A 25,132-nucleotide genomic window follows, 5' to 3' on the forward strand; every position below is an offset into this window, starting at 1 on the left:
CCGATTACTTGGATCGAAGATATTTATGGTTGACGATAATACAAGATCGGAACTATTTTGAGGCTCCGCGCCGGGCGTCGATGCCGACGGCGGAGCGGCCCCAACGGCTCCAACGGGCCCAACGGCTCCAGCGAAGGAAGCGGTCATGGCGGAAGTACTGGGCGTCGGCCTGTCCCACTATCCCCTCTTCGGCGGGCTGGACGAGAACATGGCAAGCCTCCTCCAGCGCACCCTCACCGACCCGGGCATCCCCGCCGAGGCGAAGGACGTGGCCAACTGGCCGGAGCTCGCCCGCCGCGAATGGGCCGACGACGAGGGCCGGGCCGCGGCCAAGGAGCACCGCGCCGCCATGGTCGACGGATTCGAGCGGGTCCGCGCCGCGATCGACGACTTCAACCCCGACGCGCTGGTCATCTGGGGCGACGACCAGTACGAGAACTTCAAAGAGGACATCATCCCGCCCTACGCCGTGCTGGCGTACCCGACCATGGACCTCAAGCCCTGGGCGCACGCCGACCGTTCGTCGGACATGCGCGACCGGCCCAACGTCTGGGGCGAGGACCACAGCACCACGTTCCAGGTCCGCGGCCGTCCGGACATCGCGAAGTACCTGGCCTCCGGGCTGCTGGAGCGGGAGATCGACGTCTCCTACGCCTACCGGCCGGCGCACCACCCCGGCCTGCCGCACGCCTTCCTGAACGCCGTCCTCTACCTCGACTACCACCGCACCGGCTTCGACTATCCCGTGGTGCCCTTCCCCATCAACTGCTACGGCAGGCGGGTCGTCAGCTACCGGGGGTTCATGAGCGAGTTCGGCGACGTGCGCGAGCTCGACCCGCCGTCGCCGTCGCCCCGCCGGCTCATGCGCATGGGGGCGGAGGTGGCCCGGCTGTGCGCCGAGTCGCCGTGGCGCATCGCCCTGGTCGCCTCGTCGAGCTGGTCGCACGCGTTCCTCTGCGACCGCACCTGGCGGCTGCACCCCGACACCCGGAGCGACGTACGGCTCTACCAGGCCCTGGCCGGCGGCGACCTGGACGAATGGCGCGCCACCCCGCTCCAGGAGATCGAGGCGGCCGGCCAGCAGGAACTGCTCAACTGGTTCCCGCTGGTGGCCGCGATGGAGGAGCTCGGCCACCCCACGCCGGTCTGGTCGAAGTTCGTGGAGACCGCGGTGTTCAACTCCAACAAGGTGTTCGCGATCTACGGCCCCTCCGCGTAACCTGCCGCCGCTACGCTCCCGGCATGCGCCAGACCATCCGGCTCGTGGAGAGGGAGATTCGATGAGGCAGAAGGCCGTCTTAGCATTACTGGTCGCCTCCGTCCTGGTGACCGGCTGCTCGATGACCACCCCCGAGCCCGACGAGAAGGGCATCGTCTACGACGCGGGGATGTTCTCCGACACCACCTTCCAGAACTGCGTGGAGCCCGGTGTGCGCGACGTGTCCGGCTGGGGCGACAAGGGCTACGTCTATCCGGCCGGGCAGCGAACCTTCGAGTTCGCGGCCGACCCCAACGATCCGGCGGGGGTCCAGACCAAGCCGGGGGCCGAGGCCGGGCCGCTCACGATGTGGACCAAGGACCCGCTGGAGATGCGCGTGACGGGCGTCGTCACGTTCTCCCTCACCAGCGACTGCAAGACGCTACGGCTCTTCCACGAACAGATCGGGCTGAAGTACGAGGCCTACACCGACAGTGGCTGGAACAAGCTGCTCAGCGTCTACATCGGACAGCCGCTCGACCGGGCCCTCGACGCGGCCAGCAAGGAGTTCGCCTGGCGTGACCTGGCCTACCTCAAGCCACAGTCCAAGCAGGACTGGGAGGCGAAGGTCGCCCAGTACATGGGCCAGTTCCTGCGCGAGCAGGGCGGCGCCGAGTTCTTCGACAAGTTCTCGGTCACGCTGCAGCAGCCGCAGCCGCCGCTGAACGTGCGCGAGGCGATGGCCGCCGTCCAGCAGGCCCAGGAGGAGAACGTCGCGCAGAAGGCGAAGAACGAGAAGGCCCGTACCGAGCTGGAGGCCATCAGGGCGCTGAAGGACGTGCTCGGCGCGCAGGGCGCGGTCATGTGGCAGGCCGTCAAGGACGGCCGCATCCAGATCATCGTCTCCGACAGCGGCCAGATCAACGTCACGCCGAACAAGAACGGCGGCAACTGACCGGGAGCCGGTCAGCGGATGGATCCGTTCCCGTTCGGCCCTGTCGGCTCAGCGCGCCGCAGGCGACAGGCGACCTTCTCGGCTGACGCCGACGTGGCGCACGGCGGCGTCAGCCGGTCGCGATCCGGCCCAGGACCCAGGCGATCGCGCGGGAGTTCTCGCGCAGAGCCCTGGTGTTCAGGCCGCTGGTCCGGTCGCAGGGCTGGTGGTAGCAGGGGTCGTACAGGGCCCCGGCCCGGCCGCCGAAGACGCGCGCCTCGTCGGTGGTCTTGACGCCCAGCCCGTCGCCTCCGTCGAGCCCGCCGACCGGGATGCCGCCCGTCATGAACGCCTCGTGGTCCGACCGGACGGTGAGCAGGTCGTGGGTCCGGAAAGGCAGCCCGCGCTGCCGGAAGTAGCCGGCGAACACCGCCTCGATCTCGGCCGAGCCGTCGGGGCCCGGTCCGCCTCCCTCGCCAGGGTGGTCGCTGTCGTCTCCGTCCAGGACGAACCGGGCATGGTTGGGCGCGGCGATCAGCTCGTAGTTGAGGTAGCCGGCGACGGCTCGGCGCCCGGCCTCGTCGAGCCCCGCCACGTAATGGGCGGAGCCCACCCCGAACAGCTCCTCGGCGCCCCACCAGGCGAACCGGACCTGCTTCTTGAGGCGGGACTGGTGGGGAGCGAGCGCCAGCGCGGTCTCCAGGAGGGCCGCCGCGCTGCTGCCGTTGTCGTTGATGCCCGGCCCCTCGGTGACGCTGTCGAGATGGGCTCCGGCCATGAGGACGCGTCCGGGATCGCCCACCGAGGTCTCGGCCAGGATGTTCTCCGCCGTGCCCGTGACGGCGTGGCCGCGCAGGTCGAGCCGCATGCGCACGGCGCCTCCGGTCAGCTCGCCGATCAGCCGCCGGGCCGCCGCCTCGGAGACGGAGGCGACGGGCAGCTCGACCTGGTAGTGGGGGACGACCGCGATCCGCCAGACGTTGTCCGGGCTCGGCGACGGATAGTAGAGCAGCGCCGCCTTCGCGCCGAGCTCGGCCGCTGTCCGGATCTTCCCGTCGATCGCGCAGTCGCCCCACCGCAGGAGCACCACCGCGCCGGTCAGGTCCTGGCCCGCGTAGTCGCTCGCGGAGCACCCGTGGCTTGAGCCGGCACCCGGTGCGGCGACTCCCGCGTCGAGCCCGCCCGGCGGCAGGGAGGGCGACCATCTGGCCATCAGCACCCGTAGCTCGCGGGTCGCGGGAGCGGTCTGCGCGGCGCGCTCGGCGTCGAACGCGAAGTCCTCGTACGGCACCGGTTGCCTGGTGACCCGGTAGCCGGCTCCGGTCAGGCGTCGCACGAGGTGGTCGGCCGACTCGGCGAGCGCCTCGGTGCCGCTGGCGCGGTTGCCCTCGTGGCGGTCGGCCGCCCGCTCCCAGTGCCGCAGGTGCGCCATGACCGCGTCCACGTCGACCTGACGTTCGAGCAGGCCGGCGAGGTCACCGGAGGACGAGGCCGCCGTCGCGGGGGCCGGCGCGAGCGCGAGGAGCGCGAGCATCACGCAGGCCACGGCTTGCCTTACGGTCATGGGTGCCTCCAGAAGGTGGGGCGGGGGAACACGCCGGCTGCCTCGTATTCACCCTGGACATCGCACTCGATATCGACGGATAGCCGAACGCGTGAACATCCGGAAATGGGAATCGCGGGGGAGCGGTACGGCGTCCATGACACTAAATGACGGATGTCCGGTTGTCCAGATCGCTGAAACGGGCTTGGGGCGGCCCCCGGTCGATAACCTGACGGAAAAACCTGCTGAATGCCGGGCGGATTAGCGTGGTCACGCCGGCGTAACTACCTGCCGGTCATGTCATCTGGTCCACCAAATGAAATCTGGACGGCCCCCCGGACGGCGCTTAACGTCGTCTCCGGCGGCTCGATCGGCCGCCGTCCAACAACGGGAGGTCACATCATGGCACGTGAGGAAGCTCTGGTCGCGGCTCTGGCGAACATGCCCACCGATGGCCTGATGTCGTTCGCCCAGGTTTCGGGCGACATCGTCACCGACGGCCACACCCAGGCTCCGTGGAACATTCTCCAGTCCTAATCACCATACGGAGACCCGCGCCGGACCGCATCATGGGTGCGGTCCGGCGCGTCCGGGCGACAAGAAAGCAGAGCGATATGACCGAGGCCATTGTCCGGGAATCCCATATCGAAACACCGTCCGACGCCACCTGGCGGGGAGTTTCTCGTTTTCTCGACGACTACCCCGCTATTCGAGCCGACGACAGGGTGTTCATTCTCTACACGCTCGACGCGCGGGCGCCGGCGGCCTGGCTCGCCGCGGAGCTGACGACGCGGGGCATCACCTCGGGCGTCGGCGGGATGAACCCGGTCGACGACGACGGGCTCGAGGCCAGGTTGCGCGACGCGCTCCCCGATCCGCGCGACCTGAGCTCGCGGCTGGTGGTGCTCACCGTCGAAAGAGACTCGATGTCGCACTCCCTGAAGCTGCGCAGGGCGCTGGCGCCGTACGACGAGGCGTCCGTCGCTGTCTACCGGCTGATCAACGCGTCGAGCGACTTCTTCGAGCGCGCGGTCAACGCCACGCCCCAGATGCTCTCCGCGATCAACGGCGCGTTGCTCAACCGGATGATGCCGGCCAGTCACCTGCGCATTCGGACGGCGAGCGGCACCGACCTCGAGGTGTCGACCGACACCGAGCGCTACAGGTGGCTGAGCAACCGCGGCCTGTGGCGGCAGGGCACCTTCGTCATCACGCCCTCCGGCGAGGTCAGCACGTACCCGGCCGACATCAACGGGGTGCTCGTCGCGGACGGCGCGTTCAACGTGACGGCCTACACCGAGACGGACGCCAGACTGCGCGACAACCCGGTCACCCTGCAGATCGAGAAGGGCAGGGTCGTCGCCTACACGTGCGACAGCCCGGCGGTGTCGACGCTGATCGACCGGTGCCTGGAGCGGCCCAACGCCGACCGCATCGGCGAGCTGGGATTCGGCACCAACATCGGCGTCACCGGCTTCATCCCGATGAACTCCCACATCAACGAGCGGCACCCCGGAGTGCACCTCGGCCTCGGGCAGCACGGCCAGAAGATCGACGCGGTCTCGTACATGTGCGACATCCACCTCGACCTCATCGCGCCGAACGCGACGATCACGGTGGACCACGACACGGTGATCGAAACACATGACCTGGCCAGGTACGCCTCCGAAGAGCATCCGCCGATCCTCGACGACGACATCGACGACCAGGACATCGACGGCGACTGCTGCGGCGTGATCGCCCGCGAGGTGGCCAAGGCCAGGGAAGACTACGAACGATCCTGCCGGATCGAACCGAGCAGGGGTCAGCAGCGGTAAGCGAGTTCGCCGGGGATCTCGGCGAGACGAAGGGAGGGTCGGTCGATGAGCATGGTCGCTGCGCTGGACGCCGTCCAGTTGCGCTCCGGCTACGACGTCGAGCGCCTGGAACGCGATCTGGAAAAGGCCTCTCGCCTCACCTGGGGCGTCAAGACGTGGTATTCGTCCGAGGACGGTCCGGGCGCCCCGGCCGCTCCCGGTTGGAAGTGCCTTCCGGTGCGGAGTCCCGGTGGTGACGTGTCACGGACGGATCCGGGCGGCCCCGGCACCGTGGATTTCGGCTACACGCCGATCATCGATCATCTCCCGTACGTCCAGAGCGTCATCGGCGAGGTGCCGGGGAGGCATCGGGCGATCGAGTTCCTCGCGCTGGCGCCGGGCGCGTGCTCGCCGGTGCACACCGACTATCCGAGCGGGTTCGCCTTCGGCTGGGTGCGGCTGCACGTGCCGATCATCACCAACCCGCGGTGCACCATCACCATCAACGGCAACCGCCACTACTGGGAAGCGGGCGCCCTCTGGTACGGCGACGTCTCACAGCCCCACCACGTCGCGAACGAGAGCGACACGACGCGCGTGCATCTGGTCATCGACGTGGAGGTCTCACCGGAGATGACGCGGATCTTCCCCGACTCGTTCCTCGAAGCGCTGGGGGACGACCGGATCCTGCACAACAGACCCGAAGTGCCCCTGCCCACCGGCCACGGCCTCAACTGCGTCTTCAGGGTGCCCGCGGGGGAGTGCCTGACCACCATCGAGCCGTGGCGGTCGTCGCCCGGAGACGACTGCGTGGTCACGGTCACCCCCGCCCCGGACGGGCGGCTGGCCCTGTCGACCAGCGACGGCTTCCAGGCGACGCTCGTGCACGTCGGTGACCACACGTTCAGATATCTCGGCTGGACCGACGCCCACACGCTGACCATCGGCCGCGCCGTCGGCATGCCCCCGGCCATCGTCTGGCGTTTCCGGGAGGGCGGCCGAGTGGTGGGCGAGACCGAGCTCACCGGCCGCTGGTCGTGCCTGCCGTGATGGCTTCCGGCCGGGTTCGCTAACCCTCCACGGTTCGGGGCAGCCCGGACGTCTCTCGGCCGGCGCCTAGCGAGGTGTCGGCCGAGGTGTTGGGCGACGTGTTGGCCGAGGTGTTGGCCGCGACCAGGGCATCTCCGAGCGCCGTACGCCGGTAGAGGACGAACTTCCCTGACCGGGTGCTGATGATCAGACCGCTTCGGCGAAGGATGGACAGGTGGTGGCCCGTCGTACCGAGACTCATCCCGTGCTGCCGGGTGAGCTGGGTGGTGGTCACAGGCTGGCGCATCGCCCTGAGGAGCAGGGCCCGGGTCCGGGTGACGAGCTCGCTGAGGGCGTCGCCGTGATCCTCCTGCACGTGCCGGTGGGCGAGCGTCGCCCTGCCGCGGGCGGGGTAGAGGATGGCGCGGCGCCACGGCGGGTCCGTGCAGAAGGCCAGCGGGCCGAAGATCGTGGGCACGAACAGCAGGCCGTCGCTGTCGGGTGGGCACCGCTCGTCCCACGGCACGTCCGCCGTGATCGAGCCGCCGTTCTCATGGGAGCGCCAGCTGACGTGCGCCGACAGATCCGTCAGCGCCTCGGCCCAGCCGTACGCGAGCAGGAGCCCCGCCCGGTGCAGGAGGTCCTGTTCGAGGATGGCGTGGATGGCGGGCCAGTCGGGCTCGATCAGCTCGTGCCACACCGCTTCGAGGCCGGCGGCCAGCCGCGCCACCACGTCGGGCGTCTGGAGCGCGGCCCGCACCTCCTCGGGGACCGGCCTGCTTCGTTCGGTGATCGTGCGATGGAGCTCCTGCCGTGCCTGGTCGAAGGGGGTCGCCCGGACGATCTCCAGCTGGTTGGCCATGGTCTCGCGGGGCCCGGTCGGTGGCGGGGAGATGAAGTCGGGCTGGTAGCCGTCGGTGTGCCCGAGCGTCACCAGGGCGCGCACCGGCGGGACCTGACGGCAGAGGTCGTTGAAACGTGCCCGTGCGCGGTCGGCCCATGGGCGCAACGCGACGTCGCCGCGGTATCCGCTGAGGATGTCCAGCGCTCTGCCGGTCTCGTTGATCGGCGAGATGGCGAATCTGCTGGCCGCCAAATCCTGCGGGTCAACATCGAATTCGAGCACGTTTCCATCATCGTCGAAGGCATGGCTCGGAGACAGTGACTTTCGAACAATAGTTGCATGACAACGAACGAGGGTTCGCCGGTGCCGTACCGCGACGTCTTCGCCGTGGGGGTGTTCCGCGCTCTGTTCGTCGGCCAGACTCTGATGGTCATCAGCGAGGCGATGAAGATGCTCGCCCTGTCGCTGCTGGTCTTCGCCCGCACCGGGTCGCCGCTGATGGCGGCGGTGGCGTACATGGCGGGCATGCTCGCCTACCTCGTCGGCGGGACGCTGTTGCTCTCGCTCGCGGACCGGATCTCCACCCGGCCGCTGCTGGTCACCTTCCACCTGGTCCGTTTCTGCGTCATCGGGGTGCTGGCCTTCGTGGTCCTGCCGGTGCCGGTCGTGTTGATCCTGGCCGCGGTCATCGGCCTGTTCGGCCCCGTCGCCGAGGGCAACGCGACGGCACTGCTGGCCGACGTTCTCCGCGACCGGAGCTACATCACGGGCAGATCGCTGATGACCGCGGCCGCGGCCGCCTCCCAGGTCATCGGTCATGGCATCAGCGGGCTGCTGCTCATCACGATGAGCGCCTACGGCGTGCTCGCCACCGCGTCGGCCTTCTGCCTCGTCGCCGCCGTGGTGACCTGGTTCGGGCTGCGTGACAGCCCAGGACGCCGGGCCGACCGCGCCGACCGGGCCGACCGCGCTGACCGGCCCGCGTCCGCGCCGGGCACCTCCCCGCTGAGACGGCTGCTGCGGACCGGGGCGGCCGCCTCGACCTGGCAGGTCAACAGGCAACTGCTCGCCGACCGGCACATTCGTGGGCTGCTGCTGGCGATTCTGGTGCCGACCTCGCTGGCCGTCGGGGCCGAGGGCGCGGTGGTCCCCTACACCGCCGACATGGGACAGGCTCCGGCCGGTTTACTGCTCTCCGCCATGGCCGGCGGCATGCTGCTCAGCAACGTGTTGATAGGCCGGTTCGCCAGCGTCGAGACGGCCGAACGGCTGGTGCTCCCGCTGATCTACCTGACCGGCGGCGGCCTGGTCGCCTTCGCCCTGCAGCCCGGCCTGCCGGCGGCCGTCGCGCTGGCCGCCGCCAGCTCGGCCGGGCTGGGTTACGAGATCGGGCTCCAGCGGCGTTTCCTGCAGGCGCTCCCCGAGCACGCTCGTGGTCAGGCGTTCGGCCTGGTCAGCACCGGCCTGATGTCCGGTCAGGCGCTCGGCGCCGTCGCCGTCGGCGCGCTGACCGGGATCGTCGGCGCGGGCCTGTCGATAGCGGTGTTCGGAGTTCTCGTGATCGCCGCCGGTCTGCTGCTCAGGCGCCACCTGCTGCCCGGCCGGAAGGCCGGCGAGGACGTTTCGCCGATCACGCACGTGTGACCGGCACAGCCCTTTCGACATACGGAGGAATATCAAGCACGGGCGGAAAAGACCATAGAAACGGGGATGACGTGGATGAGAAGAACGTCACTGAGTTGCTCAATCTCGTCGGACGGCAATGGACGCTTCCGGTCCTGGACGAGCTGGCGAGAGGAGCGCGGTCGCACAATGACCTGGCGCGCGCCATCGATGCCAACCATCAGCAACTGGCACGGGTGCTGCGACCACTGGTGAGCAAACACCTGGTGCATCGCAAAGTGCATGAGGCCACTCCGCCGATACGCGTTTACTACACGCTCACGCCACGCGGCAAAGCCGTCCTTGCCTGTTGTTGCCAATTTCGCACGCTGGCCGCCGGAGATCTGGACGACGCCATGTGACGCCCCGCGCCACGCGGCGACCGTCACCACAGCATCGTCTGCAGGGCGTAGACGGAGATGACGTACGGGCTGAACCGGGTGGCGGGATCACCCGTCCACGTGCCCCAGCGCTCCTTCAGGTCGAGCCCGGCGAGACGGGCCATCAGGTCCAGCTCCGCGAGCGACGTGTGACGCAGCCGGCTGGGCAGGATCCGGGTCACCTGCTCCTTGCCCACCAGCGTGATCATGGACCTGATCTGGGTCAGGTGGTCGTAGCTCTCCGTGTGCAGGACCACGTTGCCGTCCGCGACCCCCACCGACGGTCTCCCGTCGCGCCACCCGGGCGACAGCGTGGTCTCGATGACGAACAGACCGTTCTCGCCCAGCGCCTGGCTGACCGCGGCGAAACAGGCCACCTGGTCGTCCTGGCTGAGCAGCCGGGAGATCTTGTTGCCGAGAAGGCAGATGAGGCCATAGGGGCCGCCCTGGAAGTCGTGGATGCTCCCCAGCAACGTCGAGATCGCGACTCCGGCGGCCCTGGCCTCGCCCTCCAGCGAATCGAGCACGTGCGCGGAGGAGTCGATCGCGGTGACGTCGAACCCGGCTTCGGCGAGGGCGAGGCCGACCGCGTCGAAGCCGGCGCTCAGCTCCAACACGGCCCTTCCGGCGGCCAGGCGGCCTAGCGCCGCCACAACGGGCTTGGTCCCCCTGGTGACGTAGACGTCCTCGACGTCGATCAGGTGCTCGCACTCACCGGCTGCGTTCGGCTCGTTCATCGCAGATCCTTCCTCACGCTGCCGGTTCCCGTGGTGGTTCGCGTTCAGCCGCGCGCCAGCAGTGGCTTCATCATCGGGTCGCGAGGCAACGGGGGCCAGTGCTTCGACTAGGACGGAAAGATGCGTCCTCCCGGCTTCCGGGAACACCGCGGCCAGCAGGAATTCGCCCTGACGCTGTCCGGCAACCCGATCACCTCCTATGCCGAGACCGGCGGGACATGGCACGTCGGCGGCGCCGCCGACATCGATCCCGTGGTCGCGGAAACGAGATGCGCAAGATCTCTGTCGCTGCCAAGCTGCCCGGATGAATCACGAACAGATGTCCAGGATCGCTCATACTGATCACCCGATCAAAGCGCCGCTCGGCGAGGAGTCGGTGCGCCGCCTGCTGGAACAGGGACTGCCGCGCGGCGACGAACGCGTGCTCGACCTCGGATGCGGGGGAGGGGAATGGCTGTTGCGCGCACTGGCCACGCGTCCGCGCGTTCGGGCCGATGGCGTCGACGTCTCCGAAGAGGCACTGGGCCGGGCTCGTGACGCCGCGCGAGATCTCGGCGTTCACGACCGCCTCGTCCTGCACAGCCAGGAGGCCGCGACGTTCACCTCTTCGTCGCCGTTCGACCTGGTGCTCAGCGTCGGGGCCACGCAGGCCTTCGGCGGGCTGCCGCCGACCCTCGCGGCGGCACGCAAGCACTTGGCGCCCGGCGGACGAGTCCTGATCGGTGATGGATTCTGGACGGGCGCCCCCTCTCAGGAGGCCATCGAGATGCTCGGAGACCTCGCCGACCTGTCCACCACCCTGGACCAGGTCGTCGCCGACAGATGGACCCCCGTCCACGGGCACATCAGCACCCGCGAGGAGCTGGACGACTACGAGTGGGCCTGCTGGGGGTCACTGGCCTCCTGGGCACTGGACCATCCGTCCGATCCGGACAGCGCGCAGGCACTCGCGGTCGCCACCACCAACCGCTCCGACTGGCTACGCGTCTACCGGGACATCTGGGGCTTTGTCTGCCTGGTGCTCCGCGAGACACCCGCCTGACCGCGACGCGTCCCGGCGGATCGGCCCACGCGCACGTACGACATCAGGGTGCCGGCCCGCGGCTGCACTCCCGAGGAGCGGTGGAAGCGGATCAGAGCGGAGGCCGACCGGCTGGTGCGGGCGGGCGGGCGCGTGCTGGAGGAGGTCGACGAGCACCACATCGTGATGGCCGACCCGGAGGGCAACGAGTTCTGCGTCGCCGCGACGTCGCTCTGAGGCGCCGCCGATCCGCGTCGGCCCAGGATGTCTGGCGGGTCTCATGGGTGCTGTCATGATCGCCGAGCTTCCAGAACCCATAGCCTGCGGAGTTCGCCAGGTCGGACCGTATGGTTCAGCCTGCAGAGGAGATCCAGAACTTAGGCGGATCCACCAGGGGATCGATCACCCGTAACCGAGCCGTCGATGTGGGGTCGATGCTCCGCAGCGTGATCAGCCTCTGGCCATCAGCCTCCTCCAACACGGTCAAGGCGCCAGGCAGCCCCGCGGAGACTGTCGCGATGACCAGCCCCATCCCCGCCAGGCCCTGTTGTTTGTGTGGATATTCGATCCGGTGCAGGCCCGAGGCCGCGATGGCTGCGACCTCCCGCGGGCGCTGCATCTGCCGTCCGTCGTTGGTCACGACCGCGTGGAATCCCTCGGCAGCCGCAAGCGGGTAGAGGCTCTCGTCACGCGTCCCAGACCAGCCAGGGAGATCGAGCAAATGAACAATCTCGTGGTGCACGATGAAGGCGGTGAGAGCTCGACGGAGCGGCTTGGGGACATTCTCGTCCAGTAGCAGCCTCACGCGGTCCTCTGCGGGGCATAGCTGTCGACATAGTCGGCGAAATCCGCGGCTTCCCGTGCGGCCGTCGCCGTGACACTCGGGTAGTAATCGGGGATCCGATCAGCGGGAACACCGTCTCGAAGAAGCGCGGCGACCTCGTCATAGGGCACCCGTGTGCCCTCTATCACCGGAATCCCACCTCGGACCGCCGGATCGACCGTCACATGATCACGTGGTCGCAGGAGGTCAGGGATATGGCGTCCGTCACGATAGAAGGGCCGCAGGACGTCCACCATCTCATGGATCACGACGTTGGCCCTACTGTGCACCAGATCAATCGCCTGATCGGGCCCCGCCAGGTAGATGCTGCTGCCATCGGCCACCAGGCGGTATGCCGAGAGGTGATCTCGCTCTCCCAGATCGTCGCGGAGCGTGTCCAGCGCCTTTCTGATCTTCTGCAGGGAAGCGTCATTGCGCAGCTTGACGCATGTTCGCAGTGCCATCACGTCACGGAATGAGTACAGAACGGGACGGAAGGCGGAAATCTCGGGAACCAGCACCGCTCCACGGCCCGAACCAGCCTTACGCCAGTGGGCGAGCTGGCGAAGCGTGGCACCCGACAGCGCCGCAGCGAGCTGCGGACTGTAGGACATCCGCTTCACCCCCTCCATGCCGTGCATGCGGAACGGTTACCAGGCCATCATCGCAAAGATCTCCTCGGCGTTCATGTTCTTCCGGACGCCGAGCGGAGCTGGTGGTCGCAAGCGACGGACCTGCCGGAGGGCGACGAGTTCCGGGTGCGGCCGTCCTCAGTTTCGCGGCAAGGGGACGTGCAGCCTGCGAGCCGTGGTCACGGCGATCGTGGCGGCGAGCGCGCCGAGCATTCCGCCCAGAATGAAGAAGACCACGAACCAGGTGAGCGGCGGGGTCTGGACCGTGTCCTGTGCCGCCGCCTCCAGTGCGTAGAGCCCGAGGGGGAATCCGCCGCCGAGAAACCCGCCCAGCGTGGCCGATTTGGCGACCAGAGCGCAGATGGCGGACGGCGAACTGAGGAGGAAGAACAGCGGCGTGAAAACCACGGCCGGCGCGAACCCCATCGAGGCGGCGAGAACAGCCCAGATGCCCGCGAACAACGCATAGGTCATCACCCAGACGAGTAGCGCTCCGGCCACCCGCGCGGCGATCTGCCGCGCCCATGGGATCTTCGTGGTGCCCGGAACGGCGGGCGAGGTGGCGGCCTTCTCTCGTTCCACCGTCCTCCGAGACACCCAGATCGTGCTGGTGATCCCGACTTCCGCGTCGCCTCACGGCGGCCCCGCACTGTCGTAAGCCCCATGACCGGTCGTGACCTGCGCGGAGCCGCGGAGAACGACTCCTTCCCGAGGCCGAAGCATGGGTACCTCACTGGAGGGAGGATGAGGATGACAATCGACGACGATATGCGGCTGATCGTGGAGACCGCGCGGCTGTCCTTCGTGGCCACCGTGTGCCCCGACGGCTCGCCCAATCTCTCGCCCAAGGGATCGATGCGGGTGTACGACGACGCGCACCTCGCCTTCATGGACATCGCGTCCCCGAACACGGTCGCCAACCTCCGACGCGATCCGCGGATCGAGATCAACTCGATCGACTTCCTCCGCAGGCGGGGCTACCGGTTCAAGGGCACCGCGGAGCTCCGCGAGCCCGGCGACCCTGTGTACGAGTGGCTGCACGCCTGGCTGCTCGACCTGAACGGTCCCGGCTACCCCGCTCATCGCGCGATCCTGGTGCACGTGGAGCGGGCGCTGCCGATCCTGTCTCCTGCCTACACCTTCGGCGGCGCCGACGAGGTCGATCTCAGGCGGGCATGGGCGCGTACGTACCTCGCCGACCTGGACGAAGAGCGATGATGAGCGTCCGCGAGACCATGACCGCGGCCTACATCACGCGGCCCGGCCCGGCGGACGAGATCCGGATCGGCTGGCTGCCCGTGCCCGAGCCCGGCCCGTCGGAGGTCCTGGTGAAGGTGCGGGCGCTCGCCGTCAACCATGTCGACACCTTCGTCCGTTCCGGCGCCTATCGGACACCCCTGCCGTACCCGTTCGTCATCGGCCGCGACCTGGTGGGGACCGTGGCGACGGCGGCGCCGGGGTTCGCCCCCGGCGACCCGGTGTGGTGCGACAGCCTGGGGTTCGACGGTCGACAGGGGGCCTTCTCCGAGTACGCCGCGGTGCCCGCCGACCGGCTCTATCACCTGCCCCGCGGCGTCGATCCGGAGAACGCGGTCGCCTCCCTGCACACCGCCGCGACCGCCTACCTCGGCCTGTTCAGGGAGGCGGGCCTGCGGATCGGGGAGACGGTCGTCGTGACCGGCGCGGGCGGCGGGGTCGGTTCGGCCACCGTTCAGCTCGCCGCGGCCTATGGGGCGCGGGTGATCGCGACCGCGCGTCCGGACGACTTCGACTGGTGCCGGCGGTGCGGCGCCGACGAGGTCGTGGACTACCACGACCCGGACATGTACCCGGAGATCGCCGAACTCGCCCCCAACGGGGTGAACGTGTTCTGGGACAGCGCCGGCCACTACCACCTGGAGCGGACCGTTCCGTTGCTCGCCCTCGGCGGCCGGATGATCATCGCGGCCGGCCTCGGCGCCACTCCCGCGCTGCCGGTCGGAGAGCTCTACACGCGTGACGCCAGCCTCCGGGGCTTCGCGATCAGCAACGCCACCGTCGCCGAGCTCACCGCGGCGGCCACGGCGATCAACCACCTCCTGGCCCGTGGCGCCCTGGTCTCCCGGATCGGCACCCGGCTGCCGCTCACCGAGGCCGCCCGGTCTCACCGCCTCCAAGAAGGCGCCGAGCCGCACAGCCCTCGCGGGCGCATCGTCGTCCTGACGTGACAGGGGCGCTCAGGCGGACCGGGCCCTGCGGCGGATCTTGATGTCGCGCATGTCCGTCACCGCGATCTTCAGAACCTCGTGCGGGTAGCCGTGCGCGTCCAGCGCCTCCATCGCTCCCAGGAACGCCTCCTCCTCACCGTCGTCCGGTCCCGCGGGCACCTGGCAGCGGAAGGTGAAGGCGGACACGCTGTGGTCATGGGTGAACGTCCCTGCCTCCGTGTAGGCGATCTCGCTCGCCGCCCGCACGGCGGCTCGGCCGGCCTCGTCGAGCCCCTTGAACTTGCCACTGATCGTCACTCTGAACATGGGTCGTCCTTTCGTACGGCATAGGTGAGGATGCGCTCGCCGAGCAGTGTCTCGATGGTGTCCAGCAGCTCCAGCAAGGCGGCCGAGATCGCGTCGGCGGACTCGCCCGCGGTCGTCCGCCGTCCGACCTCGGCGTAGACCAGCGCGTGCAGGCTTCCGATCTGCCAGGCCACCGCACGCGGCAGCGGATCGTCCCGCTCCGTCTCGGTTTCCTCGGCCAGTACGAGGGCGAGAGCCTCCGTCATCTCACGGCCGAGGTCCTCCAGGCGGGCGGTCAGCGTGGGGGCGGCCCGCATCATCTCCAGCACCCGCCCGAATCCGGCGCTCAGCCCGACCGCGCGGTCGCGCCCGCGTACGTCGTCCCGAAGCCGAGTCAGCACCGCGCCCACCGCCGACTGCCCGACCGGCCGCTGCCGGACGATGTCGGCCAGCCGTTGCGGGGACGCCTCCTCCGGAGGCAGGACGAGCTCCTCCTTGCACGAGAAGTAGTTGTAAACGGTATTGACCGACACCTCGGCGGCCTCGGCGACCTGGGCGATGGTGACCCTGTCGAAACCGTGTGCCACGAAGAGGCCAAGGGCCACGTCCGAGATGCGCCGGTGAGTCTGCCGCTTCTTCCGCTCCCGCAGTCCCTCTGACATCTTTGGAGCGTACTGTATTTTTGAAGTGGACTGCACTTTCATTCAATCGTCATCCGGGCATGGCCAGGCCGGGGGCGGTTAATCGCTTTCGGGGCGGAGCGCCACTGTGCCAGCATCGCCCGATGAACCTGACCCGATGTGACCTGTTGCGTTGGCAGTTCGACCTGACGTGGTCGCTCTTCGAATATCACCTGGAGCGCCTGAAGCCTGATGACTTCCTGTGGGAGCCGGCGGCCCACTGCTGGACGGTGCGTCATGACGTGGCCGGGAAATGGGTGCCGGACTGGGCGGACACCGAGCCCGACCCTGTCCCAGTCCCTACGATCGCCTGGCTGAGCTGGCACATCGGCTGGTGGTGGAGCGTGACGATCGATCACGCCGAGCAACGGCCACCCCGTGAGAGGACCGAGATCACCTGGCCGGGCGACGGGACGAGCGCCGTCGAGTGGCTGCGCGGCCTTCGCGTGGAATGGCTGGCGGTGCTGGATCGACTCTCCGACGCCGATCTGGACGCCGCGGCCCCGTTTCCCTGGCCGAAGGACTCCGGGCACACGGTGGCCCACATGGTGGCCTGGGTCAACACCGAACTGCTGAAGAACGCCGCGGAGATCGGCCAGCTTCGGCTGACGCGTGCCGCCTCTGCCTGACGGTCCCGAGGTCCGCCGCTGGCGGGCGCGTACGTGCTCTCAATCGGCGTGCCTGGTTCGTCCGAGCTTCGACCCGAGCCAGTGCTTGCAGCCGTACAACGATTCGATGGTCTGCCCCATCCGGTAGTACAGCCGCGGCGGGACGTGCGCGAGCAGCGCCGACTCCCGCCGGGCCTGAAGAGCGATCAGCTCCAGCGGTGGCAGGTCGATGTACCGCGGCAGGTTCTCGTACCACTGGGCGCTGTAGCGGGCCGCTCGCTGCAGTTTGCGGATCGCTGATCTGCGCTGCCGCTCGTAGCGGGCGAGAGCGGGCTGGAGTCGCGGGTCCCCGTGCAGCGCGTTGACCAGGAAGGCGGCGTCCTCCAGGGCGAGGGCGGTGCCCGCGCCGATGGAGAAGTGCGTGGTGTGCGCGGCGTCCCCGAGCAGCACGAGGTTGTCGTGATACCACCGGCGGTTGGTCAGGGTGCGGAAGTTCAGCCAGTGCGCGCTGCCGTCGGCCTGCGACCGGCCGATCAGCGGATGCCCGTCCAGTATGTCGGCGAAGAGCTTCTCCAGCAGGGCCAGGCTGTCGGTCTCGTTCGTCCGGTCGAGCCCGAGTCCTCGCCAGGTCGCGGGGGAGCACTCGATGACGCAGGTGCTCCGGTCCTCGCTGAACCGGTAGCCGTAACACCACAGCCAGCCGTGGTCGGTCTCCACGAAGGCGAAGATGAAGGAGTCGAAGACCTTGGTGGTGCCGAGCCAGATGTAGGTGTTCCGCTCGACCGTCACCTCGGTGCCGAAGTGATCGGCGTGACGCTCGCGCAGCACGCTGTTGACACCGTCACCGGCCACGACGAGATCCGCGTCGGCCAGCTCGGCCTCACCGGCGATCTCACGCTGGAACTCGACGCGCACGCCGAGCGCGCGGGCCCGCTCGGTGAGGATGGCCAGCAGCCGGTGGCGGCTGATGCCGAAGCCCTCCTCCGCCTGCTCCGTCACCGTCGCGCGGTCGTGCACGTGCGTGACCCAGCTGTCCCAGGAGACCAGGCTCTCGCCGATGGCGCGCGCGGACTCGGGGTCGGCGACGTGCAGATAGCTGAGCAGCTCGTCGCCGAAGGTCACGCCCCAGCCATACGTCGAATTGACCGGGTTCCGCTCGTAGACGGTGATGTCGTGGGACGGGTCCACCCGCTTCATCAGGACCGAGAAGTACAGACTGCCGGGCCCACCGCCGACGCACGCGATCTTCACAACATCTCTCCTACTACTCAAAGTGATCAATTAACAACATAGAGTAGCAAGAGTGTGTACGGCGGGACGATCTAGTCCAGCTGAACCGCCGGTCACGAGATGGCCAATTAGCGAACCGCCTCCAGGCGGGTCCACGCCGAACCGGTGGTAAGCCGACCACGAGAGCGCCTGACCGCCGCCCGGTCAGGCGCTCTCCTCCGGATGCGCCGATCCCGGGTCGAGTCGCGGCGGTGCCGGCGCATCCAACTCGGCGGCCTCGCGCAGCGACATCAGGACCGCCAGCGGGTCGGTGATGTGCGGGTTGCGCTCCAGATGCATCAACTGCCGGGGAGACAACGTCCGCACCGCGAGCAGCCCGTCGTCCTTCACCACCAGGATCGAGCCGACCAGCGCGACGGCTCGGGCGGTGCTCGCCAGCGACTCGATCAGCTTGGAGGCGGCGTCGGCCTGCGCGGTGTCCACGCCCGCCTGGGCCTCGTGCACCAGCCGCAGTTCGGCGGCCCGCTTGAAGCTCGCCAGCACCTCGTCCGCGGTCAGGTGTTCGCCCACGGTCTTGGCGGCCCTGATCCGGAAGATCTGGAACCAGGACCCGTGGATGGGGTCGGAACTGTCGATCACCTCCCAGCCGACGCTCTCGGCGAACCGCCCGATCGCCTCCCGCACCTCGTCCCGCATCAGGTCGTCGTCCTGATAGACGACGATCGTGTGCTCGTCCGCGACCGGGTCGCCGGCCGCGTCCTGGCGCCGCCGGGCGAGCTCCTCGACCATCGCCCGCTCGATCCTTCCCCACCTGACGGGTCGGCGGTCCTCGGGCGTCGAGACGACGACCGGAGAGACCGGATCGTGCTCCTCGTAGCCCTCCCGAGCTCGGAAGGAGGCCAGGAAGGGTTCGAGGAGCCGGACGGGCGGATAGTCGGCCAGTGCCTCCGCGGAGACGTGCGCCGGCACCTTCATCTCGCTGATCTGCCGGATCAGCCGTTCCATGGCGATCTGGTCCCGGCCCAGGACTCTGATCTGCTCCTCAAGCTCCACGGTCTGGGTCCGGATGCGGTTCCGCTCCAGGTCCATCCGGAGTTCGTCGACCCGCAGCTCCACCTCGGCGGCCCGCCGGGACCCCTCCAGGTCGAACAGCCGGCGGCGCGTCCGCTCCAACTCCGGGTCCTCAGCCTCGAATTCGGTGAGCGTGGTGTCGATCGCGTCGACGCCCCATGCCGAGAGCGCGCTCCGGATCCGGGCCGCCAGCTCCGTCCGGATCTCCTGCGTCGACGCCAGCAGCTCCAGCGCGCCGTACTCCGCCGCGGCGCTCTGGAGGTAGCCCGCCACCACGCTGCCGAGCACGCGTTCGGCGAAGCGCCGCACCGTCGCGGTCACCGGCTCCGGCGGTGTTCCGGCCTCCGCCCGCAGGTAGCCGAACGACTGGACCAGGTGGGGGGCCGTCTCGGGCCGGATGGAGACGGTCTGGGTGAGGCCGGCCCTCAGCCAGTGCCCCTCGACGTTGAACCTGAGCGAGCCGAAGACCAGGTCGTGAAGGTCGGGCGGCCCGCCCGGGCCGCGGTCCCGCCATTCGACGATCAGAATCCTGGTCGGCACGAGGACCACGGTCGCGAACCAGGGGTTGATCCGGTAGCTGCCGGGTCGGAGCACCTCGGCCTGCACCCCGCGCCTGCCGCCCTCCTCCAGGAACCGCCACGGAAGCTGGAAGTTCCGGTGGCCCGGTACGGGTTCGCCCAGCGCGGGCCCCTCCTGCCCGTCGACCGGCTCCTGGCCGGCGAAGGTCACCACGACGCCGACCGAGCCCACGGGGACCTCCACCTCGCGCAGACTCTCGCGGGTGAGCCCGAGGCCGGCGAGTTCCGCGTCGTCCGCCTCAGAGGTCCACACGTCGAACAGCTCGGGGTTGACCGCGTACCTGGCGCCGCCCGGCAGGACCGCCGGCTGCCGCCCCATCTGGCCCCTGTCGAGCAGGAAGGCCCGCCCGTCCTGGAAGTCGTCGCACTCGGTGAACCGGGCCAGCGGCTCCAGCAGCGGGGCCGGGGCGCCGGCCTTGGCGACGACGACCCCCACCGTGCCCGCCGGGACACTGATCTGCGGCCTCTCCCGGACCCGGTACAGCCACGGGAGCAGGAAATACGCCTGCCCGCTCCGTAGCAGGGCCGCCTGGGCACCCGGTGACCCAGCGACCTTGACCGCGGCCCGGTCCTCGGCGGAGGTCCGCCCGAACCTGCGGTACACGACGCCCACCCGATCCGGTGGGATCCGGTGCATTCCGCGAAGGAGAACGAGCAGGACCGCGAGCACCGCGGCGGCCAGATACCAGACCATGTCACTCCGTCCAGCCCGGGGGCCAACTGGAAACGTTATGGAGCGGTCAGTACGAGAAACGGGACAGTCACCCTGGGAGGCCAGCGGCGGCGTACTGCGCGCGTCGTCAGTGGGGTCTTCGCAGACGATCCTAGAGGGGCGATCGTCGGAGCATCATGTCGATGTCAGTGTCGGTGCGGACCGGTGGCTTCCATCCTGCCGATCACGACGGTGGGCTTCCTGTGCCGATTAGCCAAATTTGGCTATGGGGGAGCTTGGGGGTACTGTCCTCGGCAGAGAGACTAGCCAAATTTGGTTAGCTCAAGATCAAGGGAGCTGGATGAAGCCGGTACGGCTGCTGGTGCTGGGAGCGCTGCGCAGGCGCGGTCGCGCACACGGCTACCAGGTCCGCACGGATCTGGAGTCGTGGGGCGCGCACGAGTGGTCCACCGCCACGTCGGGCTCGGTGTACCACGCGCTCAAGAGCATGGCCGACCAGGGCCTGCTGGCGACGTACGAGGGTGTCCCCTCGGAGGCCGCGGGCCCGCCGCGGATCGAATACGAGCTGACCGACAAGGGCGAACAGGAGTACTTCACCCTCCTGAGCCAGGCCCTCGCCGACCGCGAGCCGAGCCTGGACGTGCTGGGCGCCGCCGTCGGCCTGATCGAGGACCTTCCCCGGGAGCATGCCCTGCGGATGCTGCGCGAGCGAGCCCGCGCGATGCGCGAGTGGCGCACGAGCATCACCTCGCACCTGCCTGCGGACGCCGATCTGGACACCTGGGGGCCGGTGGGCGAGGTCCTGTCTCTATGGCTGACCACCGCCGACGCCCGCGCCCAATGGACCCACCGGCTGATCCGCCGCCTGGAAGAGGGCGCGTTCACCATGGCCGGCGAGGACCCTGCACCCGCACGGCAGGGCGCATAGCGGCCTTCATCAGAACGGAGAAACCATGGCCAACGAGATCACCGTACCGCTGCTTCCCTGCCGGTCCATCGATGAGATCGTCGAGTTCTACACCATGCTGGGCTTCGTCCGGACCTACTACCAGCTCCGCCCGAACCCGTACGTGTCGCTCAAACGCGAAGACCTCCAGTTGCACTTCTTCGGCATCCCGGACTTCAAGCCCGAGGACTCCTACGGGAGCTGCCTGGTCATCGTGCCCGACACCGGGGAGCTCTTCGAGGCGTTCGCGGCGGGCATGCGCGAGGCCCACGGCAAGCTCCTGGTTTCGGGGATCCCCCGGATGACCCGGCCCCGCAAGCGCAAGAACGCCGAGAACCTTTCCGGATTCACCGTCGTCGACCCCGGCGGGAACTGGATAAGGATCGTGGCGGCCAAACCCGCACCCGAGGAGAAGGTGGCGGCCTCCGGCAGGCTGGCCACGACTCTGCAGAAGGCGGTCGTGATGGGCGACTCCCACGGCAAGCACGTACGAGCGGCTCAGATCCTGGACGCGGCTTTGGAGCGGGACAAGGACACCGCGACGGCGGCCGAGTTGCTCGAAGCGCTGGCCTACCGCGCCGAACTCGCACTCCGCGCCGAGGATTCGGCCGCCGCCCGCGACGCCCTTGCTCGCGCTCGCGCGCTCACCCTCTCCGAAGCCGAGCGCGGCGGCCAGCTCGCCGACATCCTGGCCGCGCTGGAAGACCTGGAGGCCATTCTCGGGCCCGCGCACCGGCCCTGACCCTCACGTCCGGCCCGGGGACCGCCGCGGGCGTTCACAAGCGCAGGCGAATCCCCGTCATCTCAACTCCGGTACCGGTCCTAGCAGTCGCAGATGAAGCCGTAGTTGCCCCAGGAGCCCTTCATGACCAGCTGGTACTTGCTGCCGTACAGTCCGTAGATCCCGTGACGGAACTGCTTGTCCGGCGACACCCGTCCTGATCCGACGCGGGCCCCCGTCTCCCTGTCCCACACCTCCCAGTCCACAATGCTGGTGCTGTCGATCCCGATCCATACGCGGTTGAGGGTGCGGTTCGCGGGCGCGTAGCCGCTGGCGCACTTGTTCGTCCAGTAGTCGGGGCGGCAGGTGTGAGTGACCTGGGCATTGGCCGGCTGGGTCGTCGCGACCATAGCGGCTGTGGCAGTGACCAGCGCGAGTAAAGCCATGGCGGCTCGGCGCACGATTCCTCCAAGGGGTGAAGTCACCTTCGTAAACCGGGCAAGTCTCGCATCAGCTATCCCTTCAGTACAAACGTTTTAAGCAGGTGCCTCCGCGGTGGGCTGATCGTCGTCGGCGGGATGCCTGCTTGGAGCCGGACCGGCAGCAGAGAGAGACGAAGTGCTGATCAGTTTCGACGGGACCTTCTATACGATCACGGATCCTCAGTTCGAGATGAGCATCCCGGCCTGGGACGGCTATGAGCCGGACACGGCCGATGCGGCGGACGCCACGATCACCTTTCCTGATGGTTCCCGCAGATACGCCACCTTCATGACGTCGGACGTGATCCAGAAGGTCATGAGCAAGGACGCGCGCACCGGTGAGTGCTCGGGTGGCCGGTACTTCTGGTGCTCCGATTTGATCATCATCAGGGACGCCGGATTCGCGGGGATGGCGGCTGCGATTCGTGACCTGATCGGGTCGGGAGAGATCGAGGGGGCCTGTGGTCTCCTCGACCCTGCCGACGACGCAGCGAGCGGCGAACGGCCGCGACCTGATCGGCCGGTGCAGCGATCTGTTGCTCGGCTACCGGATGAACTCGGTCCTGGCGGTGTCACATGCGGAGATCCACCAGCCGCGCCCGAAGGTGTTCGGCGCTCCGAGATCCCCGACGACATGTGAAGACTGACCCAGGGCGATGGCCGGGTGAAGTCATCGATGGACGCGACCGGCAAGGTCCGGCATGCTGGTTTCTCCCTGTGCGGAGGTTCAGATGACGATGGGGTTCGCCGAGTTTCTATTTGTGCTAGTGATATGGGTCGTTCCAGCCGTTTTGTTGTTTTTCTTGCTCTACTGGACAATCCGACTGGCAATGAGACATGAGAAGCGGCGGGTGCCGAGTTTGCGTGAGGCCGCAGATCAGAAACGACGGGAACGCGTGGCGGTGGAGCGTGCCGCTCAGCATCGCCCCAGACGACGTCGCCCCGAATGAGCAAGCGTCCGAAGGCTTTCACGGCCTGTCATGGCGTACTTGAGGAACGCCTCAAGGTCATGCTCGTCCCCGTTGTGGATCCGCTTGGCGACTTTGTTGGGTGGATAACCGCGAAGTCCCTAAGGGCTCTCCACGGCAGCGGCATTCTGGTTGTCGCCGTGCAGCGGTTCGAGCTGGGTGAGGCGGTACGGTGGCGGCGTGAGCAGCTCTGACTGACTCACCCAGCTGGCCGAGCGTTCAGTTCCGGCCGCCGCGCGGGGCGAGCTGACTGCGCCGAAGCATTGTTCGGCGTGATCTGGCGTGAACCCCAGGCGTTCACGCCGTCGCCTACAACGCAAGATGAGCACGTCCTTGATGATCACCCTGGAGTCGGAGCGCCCCCGCCGGAGGCGCCCTTTCAGGCGGTCAGCCGCTTGAACAGGTGCACGTCTTCGTGACCGTCGGGAATACCGAGCATCCGACCGGTTTCGACGTAGCCGTGCCGCTGGTAGAAGCCGGGAGCCTGGAAGGTGAAGGAGGAGACGGCGACCCGGTCACACCCTCGTCGTACGGCCTCCGCCTCGGCGGCTCGCAGGATCTTGCTGCCCCATCCCTGCTTGCGGCTGTCCCCGCGGACCCAGAGCAGGGAGATCCCGCAGAGCCCGCCCCAGGTCCAGGCGGTCAGGCCACCGACCAACTCGCGGTTTCCGTCGGTGACCTTGATGGAGAAGGAGTCACCGTAGGCCGTGCCGGTGGCGGCTTCGTTGAACGCCGTCAGTGCATCGTCGAGTCGCTTGCTCAACTCGGGATCGTCGTCGCCGACGACCAAGGTCGAGACAGAGTCCGCTGTCACGCTGGTGGAGTATGTCAGCGGCGCCCGGTTCGGAGCGAACGAATTTCGCGTGGCCGAGCGCCATCCGCCGGGACCGGTCCCGAGGCCGAGATCGAGGCCGGTCAGCGATCTTCCGGCGCCCTACGCCCTGACGTCCAGCTCCGCGTACATGCCGGCGCCGTAGTGACCAGGCAGATCGCAGATCAACTCGTAACGGCCCGGCTTGAGCGTCAAAGTCGTCCAGCCCATGGAGCCGGGGGCGATTGAACCACGGTGCCGGGCAATGCCGGTACCTGGCACTCGCTGACCGGCGGGGAGACTGATCCTGCACTCTCCTGCTCCGCCGCCAGTCCCGCCAGGGCCGTCGTGGACGTGGTGCCTAGCACGACCGCGGCCAACGCACCAGCCGCCAGCCATCCTCTCTGCCGCAGGACACTCATCTGCGCTCCCGCAGCAACTCCAGACGACGTTTGTATTCGTCGACGTCGATCTCGCCTCGGGCGAGCCGCTCAGCCAACATGTCCTCTGGCCGCTGTGGGCCGTGGACCCCACGTGCTTCCGTCTTCCGCGAGCCGCCGATGTAGCGAACCAGCGCCACGATCCCAGCGATGATCAATCCCCAGAACAGGATCATGGTTATCCCCATGACCAGCCAATAGCCAGTCCCGTAACCCCACATCATTGCCCCTAGCCCTCCTTTCAGGAGGTCTCCGTTCGAACGTGTCACGACGGAGACAACGACCGGCAGGGCCGTTGGTCCCACTGGAGCGTGCTGATGGTCCCGTAGTGGCGAACAGGGGGGAGCTCACTTCTCCTCGTGGTCCTGCTGGTATCCGGCGTGTCGGTCCCGCGGCCGGCGATCGTGGCCGCTGAGGCGGTGGCGTTCGCGGTGCTCGCGCTGGAGGGCACGGTCGCGTTCCGGTTGTACCGGGCCGAACGCCGCACCGGGAAGCGCCGCCGCGCCGCCTGGCACGCCGCGTATGAGCACCTGGTCCCGGAGGTGATCCCTCGCCTCATGGCGCTGATGTCAACGGCGTGGACAGCTTCGTCCTCTGGGGCATGCGCCGCCGGCACGGGGTCCCACCTGGCGCCGCCGCCCTCCCATACTCAGGCGCGCAGACCGCCACCATGCTGATGTTCCTGTTCGCGATCGTGGTGGAGTCGGTCGGCCTGAAAGTCCTGCGCGCACTCGGCGCCCCGGCTTCGCGCCCCGCGAGGCGTCATCCCACCGGCGACGGAGGGTTCGGGAGGAAGGCGACGCGTAGTGCCTCGCTCACCGTGGCCGTCGCCG

General features: G+C 68.5%; 29 protein-coding genes and 1 pseudogene. 16 read left to right on the forward strand and 14 right to left on the reverse strand.

What is annotated here, in order from left to right; translation table 11 throughout:
- The first annotated feature begins 145 nt into the window (after positions 1 to 145).
- Positions 146 to 1,219 carry a class III extradiol ring-cleavage dioxygenase family protein gene (locus tag AC5L3X_RS38250; protein WP_494863620.1) on the forward strand — a complete coding sequence of 358 codons (1,074 nt, stop codon included), beginning with the start codon at positions 146 to 148 and terminating at the stop codon, positions 1,217 to 1,219.
- A gap of 61 nt (positions 1,220 to 1,280) precedes the next feature.
- On the forward strand, positions 1,281 to 2,153 hold the full coding sequence (locus tag AC5L3X_RS38255) for an SPFH domain-containing protein (RefSeq protein WP_189124438.1): 873 nt from the start codon (positions 1,281 to 1,283) through the stop codon (positions 2,151 to 2,153).
- Between the two features lie 109 nt (positions 2,154 to 2,262).
- Here the strand turns inward: AC5L3X_RS38255 and AC5L3X_RS38260 are convergent, their stop codons facing one another.
- The gene (locus AC5L3X_RS38260; RefSeq protein WP_494863622.1) at positions 2,263 to 3,696 is read right to left on the reverse strand and encodes a M28 family peptidase; all 1,434 of its coding nucleotides are present in this window, start codon (positions 3,694 to 3,696) and stop codon (positions 2,263 to 2,265) included.
- Positions 3,697 to 4,077: 381 nt separating this feature from the next.
- On the opposite strand from AC5L3X_RS38260, the gene AC5L3X_RS38265 reads away from it, so the two are divergent.
- The 3 genes from AC5L3X_RS38265 (at position 4,078) to AC5L3X_RS38275 (ending at position 6,521) form a co-directional block, all read left to right on the forward strand.
- Positions 4,078 to 4,212 (forward strand): hypothetical protein, encoded by a 135-nt coding sequence (locus AC5L3X_RS38265; RefSeq protein ID WP_358471862.1) that lies wholly within the window; start codon positions 4,078 to 4,080, stop codon positions 4,210 to 4,212.
- Positions 4,213 to 4,289: 77 nt separating this feature from the next.
- Entirely contained in the window at positions 4,290 to 5,492 is a 1,203-nt protein-coding gene (locus AC5L3X_RS38270; protein ID WP_494863623.1) for a CgnE/CgnB domain-containing protein, read from the forward strand.
- A 45-nt stretch (positions 5,493 to 5,537) separates the two neighbouring features.
- Positions 5,538 to 6,521 (forward strand): aspartyl/asparaginyl beta-hydroxylase domain-containing protein, encoded by a 984-nt coding sequence (locus AC5L3X_RS38275; RefSeq protein WP_494863624.1) that lies wholly within the window; start codon positions 5,538 to 5,540, stop codon positions 6,519 to 6,521.
- A gap of 19 nt (positions 6,522 to 6,540) precedes the next feature.
- On the opposite strand, the gene AC5L3X_RS38280 is transcribed toward AC5L3X_RS38275, so the two are convergent.
- The gene (locus tag AC5L3X_RS38280) at positions 6,541 to 7,626 is read right to left on the reverse strand and encodes an ArsR/SmtB family transcription factor (protein ID WP_494863625.1); all 1,086 of its coding nucleotides are present in this window, start codon (positions 7,624 to 7,626) and stop codon (positions 6,541 to 6,543) included.
- Between the two features lie 57 nt (positions 7,627 to 7,683).
- Between AC5L3X_RS38280 and AC5L3X_RS38285 the strand changes: the two genes are divergently transcribed.
- Both AC5L3X_RS38285 and AC5L3X_RS38290 read left to right on the forward strand, forming a co-directional pair.
- Positions 7,684 to 8,988, forward strand: coding sequence for an MFS transporter (locus AC5L3X_RS38285; protein ID WP_494863626.1), 1,305 nt, complete (start codon positions 7,684 to 7,686; stop codon positions 8,986 to 8,988).
- Positions 8,989 to 9,059: 71 nt separating this feature from the next.
- Positions 9,060 to 9,368, forward strand: a complete 309-nt coding sequence (locus AC5L3X_RS38290; protein WP_494863627.1) for a winged helix-turn-helix transcriptional regulator — start codon at positions 9,060 to 9,062, stop codon at positions 9,366 to 9,368.
- Between the two features lie 23 nt (positions 9,369 to 9,391).
- Here the strand turns inward: AC5L3X_RS38290 and AC5L3X_RS38295 are convergent, their stop codons facing one another.
- The gene (locus AC5L3X_RS38295; protein ID WP_494863629.1) at positions 9,392 to 10,123 is read right to left on the reverse strand and encodes a class I SAM-dependent methyltransferase; all 732 of its coding nucleotides are present in this window, start codon (positions 10,121 to 10,123) and stop codon (positions 9,392 to 9,394) included.
- A gap of 304 nt (positions 10,124 to 10,427) precedes the next feature.
- On the opposite strand from AC5L3X_RS38295, the gene AC5L3X_RS38300 reads away from it, so the two are divergent.
- Together AC5L3X_RS38300 and AC5L3X_RS38305 are read left to right on the forward strand one after the other, a co-directional pair.
- Positions 10,428 to 11,165, forward strand: coding sequence for an SAM-dependent methyltransferase (locus AC5L3X_RS38300; protein WP_494863630.1), 738 nt, complete (start codon positions 10,428 to 10,430; stop codon positions 11,163 to 11,165).
- A gap of 48 nt (positions 11,166 to 11,213) precedes the next feature.
- Positions 11,214 to 11,381: a VOC family protein gene (locus tag AC5L3X_RS38305; RefSeq protein ID WP_494863631.1), complete on the forward strand. Its 168-nt coding sequence runs from the start codon at positions 11,214 to 11,216 to the stop codon at positions 11,379 to 11,381.
- Between the two features lie 115 nt (positions 11,382 to 11,496).
- Here AC5L3X_RS38305 and AC5L3X_RS38310 read toward each other — a convergent pair whose 3' ends face one another.
- The 3 genes from AC5L3X_RS38310 to AC5L3X_RS38320 all read right to left on the reverse strand — a co-directional run bounded on the left by AC5L3X_RS38310 (position 11,497) and on the right by AC5L3X_RS38320 (position 13,181).
- Complete coding sequence (locus tag AC5L3X_RS38310; RefSeq protein ID WP_494863632.1) at positions 11,497 to 11,949, reverse strand: PIN-like domain-containing protein; 453 nt, start codon at positions 11,947 to 11,949, stop codon at positions 11,497 to 11,499.
- Positions 11,946 to 12,608, reverse strand: a complete 663-nt coding sequence (locus tag AC5L3X_RS38315) for a DUF433 domain-containing protein (protein ID WP_494863633.1) — start codon at positions 12,606 to 12,608, stop codon at positions 11,946 to 11,948. The genes AC5L3X_RS38310 and AC5L3X_RS38315 overlap by 4 nt, the downstream gene beginning before the upstream one ends.
- Positions 12,609 to 12,737: 129 nt before the next feature.
- Positions 12,738 to 13,181 carry a hypothetical protein gene (locus AC5L3X_RS38320; RefSeq protein ID WP_494863634.1) on the reverse strand — a complete coding sequence of 148 codons (444 nt, stop codon included), beginning with the start codon at positions 13,179 to 13,181 and terminating at the stop codon, positions 12,738 to 12,740.
- A 168-nt stretch (positions 13,182 to 13,349) separates the two neighbouring features.
- Here AC5L3X_RS38320 and AC5L3X_RS38325 point away from each other — a divergent pair, with 168 nt between their 5' ends.
- Positions 13,350 to 13,817, forward strand: coding sequence for a pyridoxamine 5'-phosphate oxidase family protein (locus AC5L3X_RS38325; RefSeq protein ID WP_494863635.1), 468 nt, complete (start codon positions 13,350 to 13,352; stop codon positions 13,815 to 13,817).
- Complete coding sequence (locus tag AC5L3X_RS38330; protein ID WP_494863636.1) at positions 13,817 to 14,806, forward strand: NADPH:quinone reductase; 990 nt, start codon at positions 13,817 to 13,819, stop codon at positions 14,804 to 14,806. Before AC5L3X_RS38325 ends, AC5L3X_RS38330 begins: the two co-directional genes overlap by 1 nt.
- Before the next feature lie 9 nt (positions 14,807 to 14,815).
- Here the strand turns inward: AC5L3X_RS38330 and AC5L3X_RS38335 are convergent, their stop codons facing one another.
- Together AC5L3X_RS38335 and AC5L3X_RS38340 are read right to left on the reverse strand one after the other, a co-directional pair.
- Entirely contained in the window at positions 14,816 to 15,112 is a 297-nt protein-coding gene (locus AC5L3X_RS38335; protein ID WP_494863637.1) for a DUF6204 family protein, read from the reverse strand.
- A complete protein-coding gene (locus AC5L3X_RS38340) occupies positions 15,100 to 15,753 on the reverse strand; it encodes a TetR/AcrR family transcriptional regulator (RefSeq protein WP_494863638.1) in 654 nt (217 codons plus the stop codon). Before AC5L3X_RS38340 ends, AC5L3X_RS38335 begins: the two co-directional genes overlap by 13 nt.
- Before the next feature lie 122 nt (positions 15,754 to 15,875).
- On the opposite strand from AC5L3X_RS38340, the gene AC5L3X_RS38345 reads away from it, so the two are divergent.
- A complete protein-coding gene (locus AC5L3X_RS38345) occupies positions 15,876 to 16,400 on the forward strand; it encodes a DinB family protein (RefSeq protein ID WP_494863639.1) in 525 nt (174 codons plus the stop codon).
- Between the two features lie 39 nt (positions 16,401 to 16,439).
- On the opposite strand, the gene AC5L3X_RS38350 is transcribed toward AC5L3X_RS38345, so the two are convergent.
- Together AC5L3X_RS38350 and AC5L3X_RS38355 are read right to left on the reverse strand one after the other, a co-directional pair.
- Entirely contained in the window at positions 16,440 to 17,630 is a 1,191-nt protein-coding gene (locus AC5L3X_RS38350; RefSeq protein WP_494863640.1) for an FAD-dependent monooxygenase, read from the reverse strand.
- Between the two features lie 183 nt (positions 17,631 to 17,813).
- The gene (locus tag AC5L3X_RS38355) at positions 17,814 to 19,952 is read right to left on the reverse strand and encodes an SPFH domain-containing protein (RefSeq protein WP_494863641.1); all 2,139 of its coding nucleotides are present in this window, start codon (positions 19,950 to 19,952) and stop codon (positions 17,814 to 17,816) included.
- A gap of 319 nt (positions 19,953 to 20,271) precedes the next feature.
- Here AC5L3X_RS38355 and AC5L3X_RS38360 point away from each other — a divergent pair, with 319 nt between their 5' ends.
- Both AC5L3X_RS38360 and AC5L3X_RS38365 read left to right on the forward strand, forming a co-directional pair.
- Entirely contained in the window at positions 20,272 to 20,859 is a 588-nt protein-coding gene (locus AC5L3X_RS38360) for a PadR family transcriptional regulator (protein ID WP_494863643.1), read from the forward strand.
- Positions 20,860 to 20,884: 25 nt separating this feature from the next.
- Positions 20,885 to 21,619 carry a DUF8817 family protein gene (locus AC5L3X_RS38365; protein WP_494863644.1) on the forward strand — a complete coding sequence of 245 codons (735 nt, stop codon included), beginning with the start codon at positions 20,885 to 20,887 and terminating at the stop codon, positions 21,617 to 21,619.
- An 80-nt stretch (positions 21,620 to 21,699) separates the two neighbouring features.
- Here AC5L3X_RS38365 and AC5L3X_RS38370 read toward each other — a convergent pair whose 3' ends face one another.
- Positions 21,700 to 22,008: a hypothetical protein gene (locus AC5L3X_RS38370; protein ID WP_494863645.1), complete on the reverse strand. Its 309-nt coding sequence runs from the start codon at positions 22,006 to 22,008 to the stop codon at positions 21,700 to 21,702.
- A 208-nt stretch (positions 22,009 to 22,216) separates the two neighbouring features.
- On the opposite strand from AC5L3X_RS38370, the gene AC5L3X_RS38375 reads away from it, so the two are divergent.
- Positions 22,217 to 22,720, forward strand: a complete 504-nt coding sequence (locus tag AC5L3X_RS38375) for a hypothetical protein (protein ID WP_494863647.1) — start codon at positions 22,217 to 22,219, stop codon at positions 22,718 to 22,720.
- Positions 22,721 to 23,149: 429 nt separating this feature from the next.
- On the opposite strand, the gene AC5L3X_RS38380 is transcribed toward AC5L3X_RS38375, so the two are convergent.
- From AC5L3X_RS38380 to AC5L3X_RS38390, 3 genes are all read right to left on the reverse strand, one after another.
- Positions 23,150 to 23,392, reverse strand: coding sequence for a hypothetical protein (locus AC5L3X_RS38380; RefSeq protein ID WP_494863649.1), 243 nt, complete (start codon positions 23,390 to 23,392; stop codon positions 23,150 to 23,152).
- A gap of 35 nt (positions 23,393 to 23,427) precedes the next feature.
- The gene (locus AC5L3X_RS38385; RefSeq protein ID WP_494863650.1) at positions 23,428 to 23,862 is read right to left on the reverse strand and encodes a GNAT family N-acetyltransferase; all 435 of its coding nucleotides are present in this window, start codon (positions 23,860 to 23,862) and stop codon (positions 23,428 to 23,430) included.
- A 415-nt stretch (positions 23,863 to 24,277) separates the two neighbouring features.
- Entirely contained in the window at positions 24,278 to 24,475 is a 198-nt protein-coding gene (locus tag AC5L3X_RS38390; RefSeq protein ID WP_494863651.1) for an SHOCT domain-containing protein, read from the reverse strand.
- Between the two features lie 401 nt (positions 24,476 to 24,876).
- Between AC5L3X_RS38390 and AC5L3X_RS38395 the strand changes: the two are divergent.
- Positions 24,877 to 25,132: pseudogene (locus AC5L3X_RS38395) on the forward strand (hypothetical protein); the annotation flags it as partial.

The organism is Nonomuraea sp. CX421 (genome assembly GCF_059358955.1).